Below are 15,647 nucleotides of genomic sequence, written 5' to 3' on the forward strand. Positions count from 1 at the left end.
GCCGGGGCGGCGCGTCATGGGCGGAGCCGCCCTCGAAGAGTGCTGCACGTTCGCCGTCCCTTCATGCGAGTTCAACCCTCGCGATCGCCTTCACCAGCGCCGCCAGCCCCGCGCCCAGCAGGGCGCCGGCCGGCAGCGTCAGGAGCCAGGCCGCGACGATCTTGCCGGTGGCGTACCAGCGGACGCGGCCGCCGCCCCGTGCCACGCCCGCGCCGATGAGCCCGCCGGCGATGGCCTGGGTCATGCTCACCGGCATGCCCACGGCCGCGCAGGCGATCACCGCCGTGCCCGCGGCCAGCTCGGCCGCGACTCCGTGCGGAGGCCGGGAGGCGATGAGCTCGCGGCCCAGCGTGCGGCCCGCCTTGGGGAGCCCGTACATGGTGCCGAGCCCGAAGAGGACGGCCACCAGCGACGTGTACGGGAGCAGCGCGCCCGAGAAGCCGAACATGATCATGAATACGGCCAGCATCTTCTGCCCGTCGTTGGCGGCGTAGGCGAGGCTCTGCAGGAGGAACCCCACCTGGTGCCAGCGCCGCAGCCCGCGGGCCGTGATCGTGATCAGGAGCACCCGGACGAGCACCCAGCCCAGCAGCCCGCCCACGAAGGGCGCCGCCACCCCGAACGCCAGCACCAGCAGCACCGAGCCCGGCGACACCGGCAGCCCCCAGCCCAGCCCCGCACCGGTGAGCCCGCCCACGACGGCGAGCGTGAGGCTGGTCGGCAGGCCCTTCATGCTGAGCGCGGTCACCACGGCCAGCGCCGAGATCACCGCGACGGTCATCGCGATCCTGCCGCCCGGCGCGTGGAACGAGGCCAGCCTGGTCGTGAACGTCACCGCCACCTGATGCGTGACCAGCGGGACCACCGCCGTCAGCACCACGAGCACGAGGACGCCGGTGGCCGGGCGCACCGAGGGCAGCTTCAGCCCGGTGGCGAGGAGGGCGCCCCCGTCGTTGACCCCGGAAACGACGGCGAAGAGGCCGGCGACCACGATCAGTACGGCGACGTCCAAGGACCGCGCTCCATCCAAGCCGCGAGACAACCCGGGGTTGCCCCTCCCGAATCCGCGTTCCCCCTTAACTACCCGGGATCGCATGGATGATGGACGATCGGACGCGTAACGTGTGTCGGGTACTCTCTGTGATGGTCACCGGCCAGGATCAGCCCTGCGGTGACCGCCGATCCCACGCCCGCGAGAGTGAAGGCATGACCAGCCCCGCCGAATACATCCTGACGCTGTCCTGCCCCGACCGGCCCGGTGTGGTGGCCGCCGTCTCCGGCCTGCTGGCCCGGCACGGATGCAACATCATCGAGAGCCAGCAGTTCGGCGACCGGGCCGGGCAGCGCTTCTTCATGCGTGTCCAGTTCGCGGGGCCGTTGGGCGAGGACGAGCTCAACGGCGCCTTCGCGACGCTCGCGCCGGACTTCGCCATGGAGTTCAAGGTGCGCGACGTGGCCAGGAAGCCGCGCGTGCTGATCATGGTCAGCAAGTTCGACCACTGCCTGAACGACCTGCTCTACCGCGTCCGGTCCAAGGCCCTGGACATCGAGATCGTCGCGGTCGTCTCCAACCATCCCGACCTGCGGCCGCTCACCCAGTCCAACGGGATCGACTACCACCACCTGCCGGTCACCCCCGAGACCAAGGCGAGGCAGGAGACCGAGGTGCTGGCGCTGGTGGAGCACTACCAGGCGGACCTGGTGGTGCTGGCCCGCTACATGCAGGTGCTCTCGGGCGAGCTGTGCGAGAAGCTGGCCGGGCGGGCGATCAACATCCACCACTCGTTCCTGCCGTCGTTCAAGGGCGCCAAGCCGTACCACCAGGCCCACAACCGCGGCGTCAAGCTGATCGGCGCCACGGCCCACTACGTGACCTCCGACCTGGACGAGGGGCCGATCATCGAGCAGGAGGTGGCCCGGGTCAACCACAGCCACTCTCCGGAGGACCTCGTGGCGATCGGCCGCGACGTAGAGTGCCTGGCCCTGGCCAGGGCGGTCAAGTGGCACGCCGAGCAGCGGGTCCTGCTGGACGGGCACAAGACGATCGTCTTCCCGCGCTAGCTACCCGGTGATCACCAGCTTGCCCCGCACGTGGTCGTGGACCAGATCCCGGTAGGCCCGCGCCGCCTCGGCCAGCGGGTAGCGGCGGCTGACGGTGGAAGGCAGCGTGCCTTTCACCGCGAGGGCGGCCACCTCGTCCAGATCGCCGGGACGGGCGTGGGTGTAGACGGTCTTGAAGCCGGTGGACGGGTCGGGGCTGGGGAAGGCGACGGTCAGCAGCGGCCCTCCCGGACGGACGACCCGTGCCGGCTCGGCCAGGGCCGGGCCGGGGAGCACCAGGTTGACCAGGGCGTCGACGCCGCCGGGGTGGCGGCGCAGGGTCTCGGCGGCGGTGTCCGCGGAGCTGTGGTCGATCGTCTCCGCGGCTCCCAGACCGCGTACGTAGCTCTCGTCCGACGGGATCGCGGTGGCGATCACGTGTACGCCCCGGTCCGCCAGTAGCGGCACGACGGCTCCGCCCACCCCGCCGGCCGCCCCGATGACCAGCGCCTTCGTGCCGGGCGCGAAGGTCCCCGCGCGGAGCAGCGGAAGGGCGGTCAGGGCGGCGATGGGCAGGGCGGCGGCGTGCTCGACGGGAAGGCCGGTCGGCCGGTGCACGAGGGCGGGCGTGTCGGCGTCGAAGATCGCGTACTCGGCCATCGTGCCCGTCGTGAACGACGGCGGCGAGGACGTCAGGCTCGCCATGCTCCCGGCGGCCCGCGCCAGGCCGAGTCCGAATATTTCATCACCCGAGGAGAATCGGGCCACGTCCGGCCCGACGGCCGTGACCGTGCCGGCGAAGTCGCTGCCGAGGACGTGCGGGAACTCCAGCGGGGCCATCTCTCTGAACACCCCGCTCACGAGCCGGATGTCGGCGGGGTTGAGCCCGGCCGCCGCGACGCGGACCTGGATCTGGCCGGGGCCCGGCAGCGGGACGGGTACGTCCGCCACCTCCAGGACCTCCACCCCGCCGTAGCCCCTCGCCACCAGTGCCTTCATGGGAACCTCCAACTAAACGGACCGCTCGGTCAGGTTGAGCATAATATGACCGCGCGGTCCGGTTACGGTAGGGTCCTGATGTGGCGAATGTGCGGGCGGACGCGGTGCGTAACAGGCGGTTGCTGCTCGACGCGGCGGCGGCCGAGTTCGCGGAGCGCGGCACGGAGGTCTCGATCGCGCGCATCGCGGCGCGGGCCGGGATCGGCAAGGGCACCGTGTTCCGGCACTTCGCCACCAAGGAGCAGCTCATGGCCGCGATCTTCAGCGACCAGCTGGAGTCGCTGGTGGCCAGGGGAGAGGCGCTGCGCGAGGGGGCGGACTCCGGGGCGGCGCTGCTGGAGTTCATGGCCGCCGGGGTCGAGCTGCGCTCGTTCTGCCAGGCGTTCACCCCGGCCATGCGCGAGGATCCGCAGATCAGGGCCGCGAGCGATCGGCTGGTGGCGGTCGCCCGGTCGCTCACGGACCGGGCCTGCCGCGACGGGTTCGTACGGCACGACGTCACGGGGCACGACGTCGTGCTGCTGATCAATGCCGCCTGCCAGGCGGTGGCCCCGCTGGGCGACGCGGTTCCGGGGCTCTGGCGGCGCTACCTGAGCATGATCTTCGACGGGCTGCGTCCCGAGGGTGCCCATCCGCTGCCCGTCCCGGCCCCCGACTCCCTGACCCCCGGCTGAGGCCGCCCGGCGCTCGCGGCAGGCGTCACGCAGGGCTGCGGCCCGGCGCCGGGGCGGCCTCGACCATGGCCGGCCCCAGCGCGCTCATGCCGTCGAGGCTACAGACCGGTGTGCCGGGCGAGGAAGGTGAGCGTGTCGGCCGACAGATCGACGGACCTGCTCACCGACCGGGCGCCGTGCCCGACCTCGGTCTCGTTGCGCAGCAGCACCGGGCGGTCGCCGGTCGAGGAGTGCTGCAGCGCCGCGCACAGCTTCCACGCGTGCAGCGGGTGCACGCGCGTGTCGGACTGGAAGACGGTGAAGAGCGTGGCGGGGTAGTTCACCGACTCCTGGACGTGGTGATAGGGCGAGTAGCCCAGCAGCCAGCCGAACTGCTCGGGGTCCTCGACGGTGCCGTACTCGACGTTCCAGGTGGCGCCGAGCCCGAACTGCTCGTACCTGACCATGTCGAGCAGCGGCGCCGAGCAGACCACGGCCGCGTACAGCTCGGGCCGCTGCGTCAGCGCGGCGCCCACCAGCAGGCCGCCGTTGGAGCCGCCGGAGATGCCGAGCTGCTCGGGCGTGGTCACGCCGGTGGCGATGAGGTGCTCGGCCGCCGCGTGGAAGTCGTCGAACACGTTCTGCTTGTTGCCGAGCATGCCCGCGCGGTGCCACTCCTCGCCCTCCTCGCCGCCGCCGCGCAGGTTGGCGATGGCGTAGACCCCGCCGGCCTCGACCCAGGTCAGGATCGACGCGGAGTATCCGGGGGTCATCGACAGGCCGAAGCCGCCGTAGCCGTACAGGATGGTGGGGCGCGGCCCGGGCGTGTCGTCGGCGGGGGAGATGATCAGCATGCGGACGTCGGTGCCGTCCTTGGACTGGTACACCACCTGCGAGGTGCGCACCGGGGGCACCTCGACCGCGCCCGGGGAGGCGGCCCAGAGCGTGGTCTCGCCCGTCCTGGCGTCGTAGCGCTGGACGGAGGGCGGCCTGGTGTTGTCGGTGTAGGCGAACCACGCCTCGTAGCCGCCCTCGGGGCGCTCGGAGAGGCTTCCGACGGAGCCGAGCCCGGGCGTGGGCACCTCGCCGACGCGCTCGCCGGTCTCCAGGTCGTGGACGGTGATCTCGCTGATCGCGTGGCGGGTCCAGCCCACCAGGATGACCGGGCGCTCCAGGTCGTCGAGGATCGCGAAGTCGTTCAGCACCGCCTCGGGGTCCTCGGGGATGAGGTCGCGCCAGGTCTCGAAGCCCGGCTCGGCCGGGTCGGTGACGCACACCCGGGCCCTGGACGCGTCGCGGTCGGTGTGGACGTAGAGCCTGCCGTCGCGGCCGAACACCAGCCCCGCCTGCGCGTCCACGCCCTCCTGCACGACCCGCAGGTCCGGCCGGTCGGCCGGGGACGCGGCCAGGTCGGCCACCCAGAGGTCGTTGCGCGGCGCGGTGCCCTCGTGCGCCGAGACCTGCAGCCAGCGGCCGTCACGCGAGACCGAGACGCCGTAGTAGTTGGTCATCTTCAGCCCCTGGCCGAAGATCATCACGTCGTCCTCGGTGGAGGTGCCGACGCGGTGCAGGTAGACGCGGCGGTGGAACTGCGTCTCGTTCTCCGGGACCTCGGTGCTGGGCAGCCTGCGGACGTAGAAGTACGCCTCCCCGCCGGGCAGCCACGCGATGGGGGAGTAGCGGCAGCGGTCGATCGGCCCCTCGACGCGCTCGCCCGTGGTGACGTCCATGACGTAGAGGATCGACTCCTCGTTGCCGCCCACGGAGATCTGGTACGCCAGCAGGCGCCCCTCCTTGTCGGGCTGCACGGCGTCGAGCGTGGTCAACCCCGACGGGTCGATCTCCATCGGGTCGATCAGCGCCCGCTCGGTCCCGTCGGGCTCGACGACGTAGTAGACGGCGTGCTCCTGGTCGGGCGTGCGGCGGCTGAAGAAGTGGCGGCCACCGCGCCACGCCGGCGCGCCGACCGAGCCGGACCTGAGCAGCTCGGCGATGCGGCTCTTGAACCGCTGCGGCCCGCTGCCCCTGCTGAACAGCTCGGCCTGCTCCAGCAGCCACCCCTTCGTCTCGGGACTGTCGGGATCCTCCAGCCATCGATAAGGATCTGGCACGGGCGTGCCGTGCAGGGTGTCGACGGTGGCTTCGCGGCGTGCGGTCGGGTACGGCTCCAGCTTCATGCTGGGAACCCTACTGCCAAAGGACATGCGTAAAGCGCTGGTGAAGCGGGCATAAAACGTAACGTGTGTCCCTCTGGTCCATTCCGGTTGGAGGATATTTGGGGTGGCGGGGACCGGGGTGCAAACGCCAGACTTGGTGACAGGACGGTGCCGTGGTGACCATCCGCTGGACCGTCCGGCGGAGGTCCACGTGACGGAAGCACAAGTGCCCCAGGAGGGGCCGACAGTCGGGACATGCCACGGCATGTCCCCTTTGATACGCGCGCAGCAGGGAGAGGCTCCATGATGCGCCAGGTCCTGCTGCTGAATGCCACCTACGAACCGCTGACCACCCTTTCCCTGCACCGGGCCGTCGTGCTGGTGCTGCGGGAGAAGGCCGACGTCGTCCACCGCGACGGCAGGGGCGCCGTGCTGCGCTCCGCCAGCCACACGCTCGACGTCCCTTCGGTGATCAGGCTGCGAAGATATGTCCGCATCCCCTACCGGTCCCGCATCCCGCTGACCAGGGCCGCCCTCATGAGGCGCGACGACTACCGCTGCGCCTACTGCGGGCAGCGGGCCGAGACCATCGACCACGTCATCCCGCGGTCCCGGGGCGGCACCCACACCTGGGAAAACTGTGTCGCCTCCTGCACCACGTGCAACCACAGGAAGGCCGACAAGTACCTGGAGGAGCTGGGGTGGACGCTGCGCTTCAGCCCCGCGGTGCCACGGGGCGCTCACTGGAGGCTCATCGGCGCGTCGCTGATCGGAGACCCCCAATGGGCGCCTTACCTCGAGGCCGCGGCCTGAGATATCGCTTTGTGAGGGGTGGCCACCGCCTGACACCATGAGCAGGCATGTGGACCTTCACCTCAGATGTTGAGGAGTACGCCGCGGTCGCCGAGCCCTTCCTGCTCGGCGACCCGGTGCGCAACACGGTCGCGTTGACCGTCCTCGCCAACCTGCGCGCCGGCATGCCCGCGAAGGGTCCCCGGTTCGGCTGGTGGACGGTCGACGGCGAGGTTCGGGGCGCGGTCTTCCACACCCCGCCGCACCCGGTCGGGCTCGCCGACATGCCCCTGGAGGCCGTCGAGCCGCTCCTGGCCGCGCTCGGCGACCCCGCCGAGGTCGTGGGCAGGGTGGAGCTGACCTCCGAGGTCAAGCGGCTGCTGGGGGAGCCTGGCCGGCTGGTGCCCGAGCGGCTCTACCGCTTGGGGGCGCTCGCCGTCCCCGGCACGCCCGGACGCGGCAGGCTCGCCGCCCCCGCCGACTTCCCGCTGCTGGTCAGCTGGTACCAGGCGTTCGCCGAAGAGGTGCGGATGGGCATGGGCGACGACGTGGTCGAGTCGGTCGCGCGGCGGCTGGCGGCCCGCGAGCTGTTCGTGTGGGAGGCGGGTGGGGCGCCGGTCTCGCTGGCCGCGCTCTCCCCGGCGGTCGGCGGGGTCTGCCGCATCGGGCCCGTCTACACGCCGCCGTCGTGCCGCAGGAACGGCTACGGCGCCGCGGTCACCGCGTACGCCAGCCAGGTCGGCCTGGCCGAGCGCTGCGACCAGGTGGTGCTCTTCACCGACCTCGGCAACCCGACGAGCAACGCCGTCTACCAGTCGATCGGCTACGTGCCCGTGTCCGACTACGAGCACATGACCTACGATGGCCCGCGTTCAGCGGGCCATCGCAGCTAGCAGGGATCTGCGGCTACGCTTAGGCCATGCCGCGTTACGACTTCCGCTGCCGCGCCTGCGGCTCCACGTTCGAGGTCTCCCGTCCCATGTCGGCCTCCGACGACCCGGCCACCTGCCCCGACGGCCACGACGACACGGTGAAGCTGCTGTCCACGGTGTCGATGACGGGCGGCGCGGCCGCTCCGAAGGCGAGCGGGGGCGGCTGCTGCGGCGGAGGGTGCTGCTCCTAGAACGGCCTGTGACGGCCTGTGACGGCCTAGAACACCTGGGCGGCGGTGAAGGTCGCCTGCGAACGCGTCAGCTCCTCCACCGCCAGCTTGGCGAGCCGCTCGACCGTGGCGATCCCCGTCTCCATGGTCGGGCTGCGTTCTGACAGCACCGCGATGAGCACGTCGTGCCCGTCCACGCCGAGCCGGCCCACGCTGTTGATCGTCCACAGCCCGTCGTGCGCGTCCACGGGCAGCCAGCCGTTCTTGAGCGCCACGTCGCCCCCGGCCGAGCTGACCCCCCACGCCTGCGACGGCTCCACGGACGACATGAGCTTCAGCGCGTAGCGCCGGTCGGAGGCCGGCAGCGGCCCCGCGGGGTCCGTGAGCCACTCCAGCACCTTGATCTGGTCGGACGGCCGGCTGCGGGTCGTTCCCCAGTACAGCCCGGGCCCCGGCCAGGTCTGCTCGACGCCGAGCCGGCGCAGGACCCTGGTGAGCCCCTTCTGGCCGCCGACCGTCAGGTAGAGCTCGTGAGCGCAGTCGTTGTCGCTCTCGCGGATCATCTTGGAGGTGAGCGTGCGCTCGTACGCGCTCAGCTCGCCCTGCTTGCCCAGCAGGAACGCCAGCAGGATGTCCACCTTCGCCACGCTCGCCAGCACGAACGGCGTGCGCTCGCGGTAGGAATACCTGGCGCCGGTCGTGCGGTCATAGACGGCCAGCGCCGCGCGCCCGGGGCGTTCGCGCAGATACTGGTCCAGCGTGCGGTCGAGAGCGCGCCGCGCGGCAACAGGCAGCACGCTCTCGACGACCACCCCGCCCGGCTGCCCGAAGGAGGCGGCCTGAGGCGGGACGACGGTTGACGGGTTTGCACAGCCGGCCACGGCCAGCAGGGCAACGACGAGCGAGATCCCCCGAACGCGCATGTGCGGGAGCCTGCCAGCCGCCACCCCAAAGGCCGGGGGCGCGGAAGGTCAAACGCCGGTCAGTTTCCTAGGCGGCCCTGGGGCGCTTGCGGCGCTGGAACGGGAGGAACCGGTCGGCCAGGTGCGGACGGGACGGCGTGAGCGTGGGTTCGACCGCGATGATCCGGTCGAACCGGAACGCCCTGATCCCCCGGCGCATCCTGCACACGCCGACCAGATACCAGTATTCGCGGTGGACCAGGCACGTCACCGGCTCGACGTCGCGCGAGGTGATGATGCCGGAGGCGTCGCGGTAGTGGAGGCGGATCATGAGACGGCTGGTGATGGCGTCCGCCATGAGCCTGGCTCTGGAGGCGACCTCGACGGGCAGCGGCTCGGTCAGGGTCGTGAGCGTGGTGGCGATGACGTCGTCGTCGAGCTCCAGGTGCTCGAGTGCGTGTTGCAGGCCACGCCGTGCGGTGACGGCCTGCGGGCCCGATCCGAGGTGAGCGAGGGAGAGGGCGAGGGCGGCGATCTCGGCGGTCGTCAGCGGGCGAGTATCGTGCTTCACGACTGTCGTCATACCCCAATATTAGAGATGACGACCGACATTTTTCGAAAACCTGTGCGGCAGGCAAGGTCCTTGTCACCTACCGCACAGGTCTCTCTTACTGCATCACCGCGACAGCTGGGACAGGTCGCGCGAGGCGCCCGTGGAGGCGGACGTGGTCATCGCCGCGTACGCCTGCAGGGCCGCGCTCACCGGCCGGTTGCGGTCGCGCGGCCGGTATCCGCCCAGGTCGGCCAGGAGCCGCTCGCGCCGCGCGGCCAGCTCGGCCTCGGGCACCCGCAGCTCCATCGACCGGCCGGGGATGTCGATGTCGATGATGTCACCGTCCTCGACCAGCGCGATCGCGCCGCCCTCGGCGGCCTCGGGCGAGGCGTGGCCGATGGACAGGCCGGAGGTGCCGCCGGAGAAGCGGCCGTCGGTGACCAGCGCGCAGGCCTTGCCGAGCCCCCTGCCCTTGAGGAAGGACGTCGGGTAGAGCATCTCCTGCATGCCGGGACCGCCCTTGGGGCCCTCGTAGCGGATGACCACCACGTCGCCCTCCTTGACGCGCCCGCCGAGGATGCCCTCGACCGCGTCGTCCTGCGACTCGAACACCACCGCGGGCCCGCTGAACTTCCAGATCGACTCGTCCACGCCGGCCGTCTTCACCACCGCGCCGTCGCGCGAGATGTTGCCGTAGAGGACGGCCAGGCCGCCGTCCGCGGTGTAGGCGTGCTCCAGGTCGCGGATGCACCCGGCCGCGCGGTCGAGGTCGAGGTCGTCCCAGCGGTTGTCCTGCGAGTAGGGCTTGACCGTGCGCACGTTGCCGGGGGCCGCGTGCCAGAGCTCGACGGCCTCGGGCAGCACCGTCGGCGACTTCGCGTCCCAGGCGGTCAGCATGTCGGCCAGCGAGCCGCCGTTCACGGTGGGCACGTCGCGGTGCAGCAGCCCGGCCCGGTCGAGCTCGCCCAGGATGCCGGGGATGCCGCCGGCGCGGTGGACGTCCTCGATGTGGTACTTGTTCGTGGCCGGGGCGACCTTGCAGACGCACGGCACCCGCAGCGAGATCTCGTTGATCTCCTTGAGCCCGAAGTCGACGCCGGCCTCGCGCGCGGCGGCCAGGATGTGCAGGATCGTGTTGGTCGAGCCGCCCATCGCGACGTCGAGCGTCATGGCGTTCTCGAACGCGTCGCGGGTGGCGATCGAGCGCGGCAGCACCGACGCGTCGTCGTCCTCGTAGTAGCGGCGGGTGATCTCCACGAGCTGGCGGCCCGCGTCCTCGAACAGCTTCTTGCGCGCCTTGTGCGTGGCCAGGATCGTGCCGTTGCCGGGCAGCGCGAGGCCGATGGCCTCGGCCAGGCAGTTCATGGAGTTGGCGGTGAACATGCCGGAGCACGAGCCGCAGGTCGGGCAGGCGCTCTCCTCCATCTCCAGCAGCGCGGCGTCGGAGACGGAGTCGTCGGCGGCGGCGATCATCGGGTCGATGAGGTCGAGCTTCTTGCCGGAGATCTTGCCGGCCTCCATGGGCCCGCCGGAGACGAAGATCGTCGGAATGTTCAGCCTGAACGCGGCCAGCAGCATGCCCGGCGTGATCTTGTCACAGTTGGAGACGCAGATCAGCGCGTCCGCGCAGTGCGCGTTGACCATGTACTCGACGGAGTCGGCGATCAGCTCGCGCGACGGGAGCGAGTAGAGCATGCCGCCGTGGCCCATCGCGATGCCGTCGTCCACGGCGATCGTGTTGAACTCCCGCGGGATCGCCCCGGCCTCCCGGATCGCGGCCGACACCACCTCGCCGACGTCCTTGAGATGCACGTGACCCGGCACGAACTGGGTGTAGCTGTTGGCCACCGCGATGATCGGCTTGCCGAAGTCGCTCCCGGCTACGCCGGTCGCCCGGAGCAGGGCCCGGGCACCGGCCATGTTCCTGCCGTGGGTGACTGTACGTGACCTGAGGGCGGGCATTGGGCATCTCCCATCGCTAGCGAGTCTTCACATGTTACGGCCACTGCCCGGCAACTGAGACACGTGTCCACACATCGGACGGTTGGTTACCGGATCGAGCCCGAAAAGCAGCCGTCCGCACCCGGACTCGTGTTACAGAGATCAGATGAGCAACGGGGCAGTCATGCTCGACGACCCCGCCAGGGTCGGCAACTTCATCCACACCATAGACCGCCTGTGCCGCAGACCGGCCAGGGGCGAGGGGGTGCAGGACTCGCCGCACGTGGCCAGGCAGCCACGGCTGGCCAGGTGGCGAGGGGAAGAGGACAAGAAGCAGCACGTCGACCGGATGGGCATCCCGCTGGTCCAGCTGAGCGAGGCGGGCGCCTGGCCGGAGATCCTGGCGCCGCAGGACAGGCAGGCCACGCCCGTCATCTCGCGGGGGATCCCGCGGGCCCGCCCCGACATCCAGCCGGGCGAAGGGGTGCCGAAGATCCTCTCCCGGATCGTGTCCGCCCTGCGCGGCACGAGGCTGCGCTTCCCCCGCTATCAGCTGACCGCCCAGATCGTCGAGCGGCTGGCCGAGTCGCACGGCAAGGAGGACCAGGCCCGCCGCGTGCTGCGCGAGTCCGACCGCAACTGGGGGTGGGGCGTCGACACCGCGGGCAGGGGCGCCGAACACGTCCCGTTCCCGCTCAACCTGCTGCTCAAGCTGTTACCCGGCTTCGTGCACGACCTGCGGCTCAGCGGGCGCGTGCCCGGACTCGGCGGGCGGTTCCGCTGGCTGCGGCGCGCGCTGTCGGACGACGGCTCCAAGGCGCCCGGCGTCGCCGCCCTGCTGGCCGACCTGGACCCGGCCGACGAGCCGGGCGTCGCGCGGCTGCTGCTGCGCGCGTTCATGGACGACCTGAGCGGGCAGTACCGGCGCTCCCCGCTGCACGTGCGGGGCGCGGGCCACGTCTTCTACCCGCTCCTGCTGCTCAACGAGCACGGCGAGGCGCTCGTCGAGCTCGTCGAGGAGCGGCGCGCGGACCTCGGCAGGTTCGATCCGGTCGTGGTGGTCTCCTACACGCCGGACGCCGTGCTCCTGGAGGACGACGAGGATTCGGTGTGGCGGCTCATCCGCTGGCGCCGCGAGCTGGTCACGGCCGAGGACCGCGACACGTGGCGGCGGGTGCTGGACACGCCGCTCACCATCTCGGCGCCGCCCGTGCCCGCCGACCTCACCAGGTACGACGTCGCCGACCCCGCCTTCGTGCCGCTCGCCCGCGTGGCGCCGTGGTGGTCGTCCTGGACGGCCATCGCGCTGTTCTGGATGGCCCTGGCGGGCGCCGTCGGCGCGTACGCGGGCCAGACCGCCGCCTGGCACCGCAACGCCTGCGCGACCGGCCTGTGGACGCCGTGGACGGAGAGCGGCAGGCAGCTGGCCGGCACCGAGTGCGTGGGCGTGGCCGAGCCCGACTACCTGTTCTCGCCGGGCAACACCGAGATGCGGCAGGTCCAGGCCGTGCTCCAGCAGGAGAACGAGCGGGCCGCGAAGCTGCACGAGGGCGGCGACCGGCCGTACGTGACGATCGCCTACCTCGCGGCGCTCACCTCCACGGACCGGGACACGCTGGCCGCCGCCCGCGAGGGCCTGGCGGGCGTCGCCATCGCGCAGAAGCGGCAGAACAACTCCGCCGGCGCCAGCGAGCCGCTGGTCCGCATCCTCCTGGCGAACGCGGGCGGCAGGATGGAGCACGGCTCGAGCATCGCCCGGCTGCTGCTGCGCTACCGCGACGAGGAGGCGCCCATCGTGGGCGTGGTGGGCCTGGACCAGAGCCGCCAGGAGACCGTCGCGGCCATCCAGGAGCTGGGCAAGGCCGGGCTGCCCATGGTGGCCTCGACGCTGTCGGCCGACCGCCTCGTGAACGAGTCGCCGTTCTACTTCCAGGTCGCCCCGCAGAACTCCCGCCAGGCGTGGATGGCAGCCGCCTTCGCCGACTCGCTGGTCAAGAAGGGCGAGGTGAAGCGGCGGGCCCGGGTCTACTACTCGCACGACGTGACCGACTACTACGCCTCCAACCTCAAGGCCCGGGTCATCGCCCGGATGGAGGAGCGCGGGTTCGCGGTGGAGGGGCTCAGGTTCACGCCCGTCGGAGGGGCCAAGCCGGGCCCCGACGACCGCAGCGACGACCCCTACGCGGGGGACCCCAGGAACGCGGGGGTGTCGGCGTGCGGGTTCGACGGGCTGGTGTACTTCGCCGGGCGCGGGATTCCCGACTTCGCCGAGTTCGTGAAGGGGGTGGCCGACAAGTGCGCGGACGCGCCGCCGACCATCCTCGGCGGCGACGACGTCACCAGGTACGCCGCGGACGTGCGCATCAGGTCGGCCGTCAGCGGCGTGGGCTACTACTACGAGTCGTTCGCCGCCGCGCCGAACAAGTGCGGCGAGCCGCAGCGGCACGACTTCTACGCGGCCCTGTTCGCCACGTTCCCCTTCGAGTGCGAGGAGCCGGGGCCGGGGCGGACGCTGGACGGGCACGCCGCCCTGGCCTACGACGCCACGGAGACGATGATCACCGCCATCCGGCGGCTCGGCAGGGAGCGGCACCGCGTGCCGGTGAACTCGTACACCGTCTGGCGCCAGCTCGGCACGCTCTACACGCCCGACCAGAGCGGGCACGCCATCGAGGGCGCCACGGGCGCGCTCGACTTCGGCGCGGACTCACCCCGGCAGTACCCCCTCGACAAGGCGGTGCTGATCCTGCACGCCAAGGGGGCCGAGCGGCCGACCCAGGTCGGCCTGTGCGGCGACGTCACCCGTTCCAGCCGGAGCGAGATCTTTCCGTGGTGCGCCTCGGTCCCGGAGATCTACCGCTAGGACGGCAGCCGTACGGCGGCGAGCTGGGTCGCCTGGGCCACCAGGCGGCCCTTGTCGTCCCAGACGTGGGCAACCTCGTCCATCCGGTCGCCGCCGACGTCCGTGGCCGCCAGCCGCACCCTGATCGGGCCGGGAGCGGGCAGCCTGCGGATGTACGCCGAGAGCTGGATCGTCGGCACCCACCCGGACAGGCCCAGGTCGAACGACACCGGCGGCACCGGGTCGAGCGCCACCAGCAGGCTCAGCGGGTCCCAGTCGGAGCCGTCCGCCAGTCGCTGCCAGCTCGCGATGACGCCGGCCCGGGTGGGGGCGCCGAACGCGAAGGACAGGTGCTCGGGGACGATGCGCTCCTCGACCACGGCCATCAGCGGCACCGTGAGGTCCGTGCCAGGCGGGTCGGTGGGAGCGAGGAAGCAGTTCTCCTCGGGCGGCAGCTCGACCGGCTCCTGCGACGACCACCAGGGGCCGGTGTCGTCCAGCAGGCCGAGTGTGATGTGCGACTCGACGCGGATGCGGCCCTCCTGCACCAGCGCGGCCCTGACCTGGGCCACGCTCCTGCCGACCCGCAGCGTCTCCACCCGGGCCACGGCCTCGCCGGGCTCGGGCGGCTCGATGAAGGAGCCGCTGACAGCCGTCACGTGCGGGTGGCTCGCGCCCGCCGGGCTCTCACAGGCGGCCCTGGCGAGCACGGCCAGCAGGTAGCCGCCGTGCAGCCGGTTGCCGACGCTCCACTGGGCGTCCAGCACGGCCCCGAACTCGCCTTCGCCGCGATCGGTCAAGGCGGTCGCTTCGCTAAAATTCCCCATTTTTCAGTAAATCCCTTCCCCAGGGTCTCAGATTGACATCGTTAACCTGACGGCGTCAACCTGAGACCCATGACCACCAGACGCGTACGCGCCAGGCGCGGAGAGGGAGCGCTGCTGCGCGAGGAGATCCTGCGGGCCGCCGAGGACCTGCTGGCCGAGTCCGGCAGCGAGGACGCGCTCACGCTACGCGCGGTCGCCCTGCGGGCCGGCGTCTCCACGCCCTCCGTCTACCTGCACTTCGCCGACAAGGAGGCGCTGGTCGAGGCGGTCTGCATGCGGGTCTGGGGCGAGTTCGGCCGGATGTTCAGGGAGAACCTGGGCGGCGACCCGTTCCTCGCCCTGGGCAGGTGCGGGCGCGCCTACGCCCGCTTCGCCCTGGAACATCCGGTGCAGTACCGGGTGCTGATGATGCGGGCCACGGCCGGGCCGGGCGTGCCGCCGGCCGCCGCCGAGTGCTTCCGTCACATGGTCGACGCGGTCTCGGCCTGCGTGGAGACACGGGTGCTGGAGGGCGACCCCGAGGAGCTCGCGCTGGGCATGTGGTCGGCCGTGCACGGCTGCGTCTCGCTGCTGATCGCCCAGCCGTCGTTCCCGTGGCCGCGCGACAGGGAGGCGCTCATCGACCACATCGTCCGCGTCGCCGGGTTCGGCACCGCGCTGTACTCGCGCCTGCCACAGACGCTCCCGCCGAGCGCGGACCTGGCCGTGGCCCTGGACGACTTCGGCGCGCGCCTGGCCTCGGGCGTGGCCTCAGGCGTGGAGAAGCCCCGCGGGGACGAGCCCGGCGGGGCTGGGGAATGACCGTCGGCCCGGACCCCGCCATATCGAACGGGTATGCCC

General features: G+C 71.5%; 14 protein-coding genes. 7 read left to right on the top strand and 7 right to left on the bottom strand.

What is annotated here, in order from left to right; genetic code table 11:
• Positions 1-61: 61 nt before the first annotated feature.
• Entirely contained in the window at positions 62-1,012 is a 951-nt protein-coding gene (locus ABZX61_RS33915) for an inorganic phosphate transporter (protein WP_355200182.1), read from the bottom strand.
• 194 nt (positions 1,013-1,206) lie between these two features.
• Between ABZX61_RS33915 and purU the strand changes: the two genes are divergently transcribed.
• Complete coding sequence (gene purU / locus ABZX61_RS33920; RefSeq protein ID WP_350731551.1) at positions 1,207-2,061, top strand: formyltetrahydrofolate deformylase; 855 nt, start codon at positions 1,207-1,209, stop codon at positions 2,059-2,061.
• Here the strand turns inward: purU and ABZX61_RS33925 are convergent, their stop codons facing one another.
• Positions 2,062-3,039, bottom strand: coding sequence for an NADP-dependent oxidoreductase (locus ABZX61_RS33925; RefSeq protein WP_355200183.1), 978 nt, complete (start codon positions 3,037-3,039; stop codon positions 2,062-2,064). It lies immediately after the preceding gene.
• Positions 3,040-3,119: 80 nt separating this feature from the next.
• Here ABZX61_RS33925 and ABZX61_RS33930 point away from each other — a divergent pair, with 80 nt between their 5' ends.
• Positions 3,120-3,713 (top strand): helix-turn-helix domain-containing protein, encoded by a 594-nt coding sequence (locus tag ABZX61_RS33930; RefSeq protein WP_350731547.1) that lies wholly within the window; start codon positions 3,120-3,122, stop codon positions 3,711-3,713.
• Positions 3,714-3,811: 98 nt separating this feature from the next.
• Here the strand turns inward: ABZX61_RS33930 and ABZX61_RS33935 are convergent, their stop codons facing one another.
• Complete coding sequence (locus ABZX61_RS33935; protein WP_355200184.1) at positions 3,812-5,869, bottom strand: prolyl oligopeptidase family serine peptidase; 2,058 nt, start codon at positions 5,867-5,869, stop codon at positions 3,812-3,814.
• Between the two features lie 285 nt (positions 5,870-6,154).
• Here ABZX61_RS33935 and ABZX61_RS33940 point away from each other — a divergent pair, with 285 nt between their 5' ends.
• From ABZX61_RS33940 to ABZX61_RS33950, 3 genes are read left to right on the top strand one after another with little or no spacing between them, the layout of a single operon-like run.
• Positions 6,155-6,661, top strand: a complete 507-nt coding sequence (locus ABZX61_RS33940; RefSeq protein WP_350731891.1) for an HNH endonuclease — start codon at positions 6,155-6,157, stop codon at positions 6,659-6,661.
• Between the two features lie 47 nt (positions 6,662-6,708).
• Positions 6,709-7,533: a GNAT family N-acetyltransferase gene (locus tag ABZX61_RS33945; protein ID WP_355200185.1), complete on the top strand. Its 825-nt coding sequence runs from the start codon at positions 6,709-6,711 to the stop codon at positions 7,531-7,533.
• Between the two features lie 26 nt (positions 7,534-7,559).
• Positions 7,560-7,763, top strand: a complete 204-nt coding sequence (locus ABZX61_RS33950) for a zinc ribbon domain-containing protein (RefSeq protein ID WP_355200186.1) — start codon at positions 7,560-7,562, stop codon at positions 7,761-7,763.
• Between the two features lie 26 nt (positions 7,764-7,789).
• Here the strand turns inward: ABZX61_RS33950 and ABZX61_RS33955 are convergent, their stop codons facing one another.
• The 3 genes from ABZX61_RS33955 to ilvD all read right to left on the bottom strand — a co-directional run bounded on the left by ABZX61_RS33955 (position 7,790) and on the right by ilvD (position 11,159).
• A complete protein-coding gene (locus tag ABZX61_RS33955) occupies positions 7,790-8,665 on the bottom strand; it encodes a serine hydrolase (protein WP_355200187.1) in 876 nt (291 codons plus the stop codon).
• Positions 8,666-8,732: 67 nt separating this feature from the next.
• A complete protein-coding gene (locus tag ABZX61_RS33960; protein WP_350731538.1) occupies positions 8,733-9,227 on the bottom strand; it encodes a WYL domain-containing protein in 495 nt (164 codons plus the stop codon).
• A gap of 93 nt (positions 9,228-9,320) precedes the next feature.
• Positions 9,321-11,159 carry a dihydroxy-acid dehydratase gene (gene ilvD / locus ABZX61_RS33965; RefSeq protein ID WP_355200188.1) on the bottom strand — a complete coding sequence of 613 codons (1,839 nt, stop codon included), beginning with the start codon at positions 11,157-11,159 and terminating at the stop codon, positions 9,321-9,323.
• Positions 11,160-11,304: 145 nt separating this feature from the next.
• On the opposite strand from ilvD, the gene ABZX61_RS33970 reads away from it, so the two are divergent.
• Entirely contained in the window at positions 11,305-14,001 is a 2,697-nt protein-coding gene (locus ABZX61_RS33970; protein WP_355200189.1) for an ABC transporter substrate-binding protein, read from the top strand.
• Here ABZX61_RS33970 and ABZX61_RS33975 read toward each other — a convergent pair.
• A complete protein-coding gene (locus ABZX61_RS33975) occupies positions 13,998-14,780 on the bottom strand; it encodes a thioesterase family protein (RefSeq protein ID WP_355200190.1) in 783 nt (260 codons plus the stop codon). The genes ABZX61_RS33970 and ABZX61_RS33975 overlap by 4 nt on opposite strands.
• A 96-nt stretch (positions 14,781-14,876) precedes the next feature.
• Between ABZX61_RS33975 and ABZX61_RS33980 the strand changes: the two genes are divergently transcribed.
• Positions 14,877-15,608, top strand: coding sequence for a TetR/AcrR family transcriptional regulator (locus ABZX61_RS33980; RefSeq protein ID WP_355200191.1), 732 nt, complete (start codon positions 14,877-14,879; stop codon positions 15,606-15,608).
• Positions 15,609-15,647: the final 39 nt, after the last annotated feature.

It is taken from the genome of Nonomuraea sp. NPDC003709 (assembly GCF_040610775.1).
In the GTDB taxonomy this organism is placed as follows: domain Bacteria; phylum Actinomycetota; class Actinomycetes; order Streptosporangiales; family Streptosporangiaceae; genus Nonomuraea; species Nonomuraea angiospora_A.

What these genes read in the sequence shown, in the direction of transcription:
- purU (WP_350731551.1), top strand. Translation starts at nt 1,207, where the DNA reads ATGACCAGCCCCGCCGAATACATCCTGACGCTGTCCTGCCCCGACCGG.
- ABZX61_RS33925 (WP_355200183.1), bottom strand. Translation starts at nt 3,039, where the DNA reads ATGAAGGCACTGGTGGCGAGGGGCTACGGCGGGGTGGAGGTCCTGGAG.
- ABZX61_RS33935 (WP_355200184.1), bottom strand. Translation starts at nt 5,869, where the DNA reads ATGAAGCTGGAGCCGTACCCGACCGCACGCCGCGAAGCCACCGTCGAC.
- ABZX61_RS33940 (WP_350731891.1), top strand. Translation starts at nt 6,155, where the DNA reads ATGCGCCAGGTCCTGCTGCTGAATGCCACCTACGAACCGCTGACCACC.
- ABZX61_RS33945 (WP_355200185.1), top strand. Translation starts at nt 6,709, where the DNA reads ATGTGGACCTTCACCTCAGATGTTGAGGAGTACGCCGCGGTCGCCGAG.
- ABZX61_RS33950 (WP_355200186.1), top strand. Translation starts at nt 7,560, where the DNA reads ATGCCGCGTTACGACTTCCGCTGCCGCGCCTGCGGCTCCACGTTCGAG.
- ABZX61_RS33955 (WP_355200187.1), bottom strand. Translation starts at nt 8,665, where the DNA reads ATGCGCGTTCGGGGGATCTCGCTCGTCGTTGCCCTGCTGGCCGTGGCC.
- ABZX61_RS33960 (WP_350731538.1), bottom strand. Translation starts at nt 9,227, where the DNA reads ATGACGACAGTCGTGAAGCACGATACTCGCCCGCTGACGACCGCCGAG.
- ilvD (WP_355200188.1), bottom strand. Translation starts at nt 11,159, where the DNA reads ATGCCCGCCCTCAGGTCACGTACAGTCACCCACGGCAGGAACATGGCC.
- ABZX61_RS33970 (WP_355200189.1), top strand. Translation starts at nt 11,305, where the DNA reads ATGAGCAACGGGGCAGTCATGCTCGACGACCCCGCCAGGGTCGGCAAC.
- ABZX61_RS33980 (WP_355200191.1), top strand. Translation starts at nt 14,877, where the DNA reads ATGACCACCAGACGCGTACGCGCCAGGCGCGGAGAGGGAGCGCTGCTG.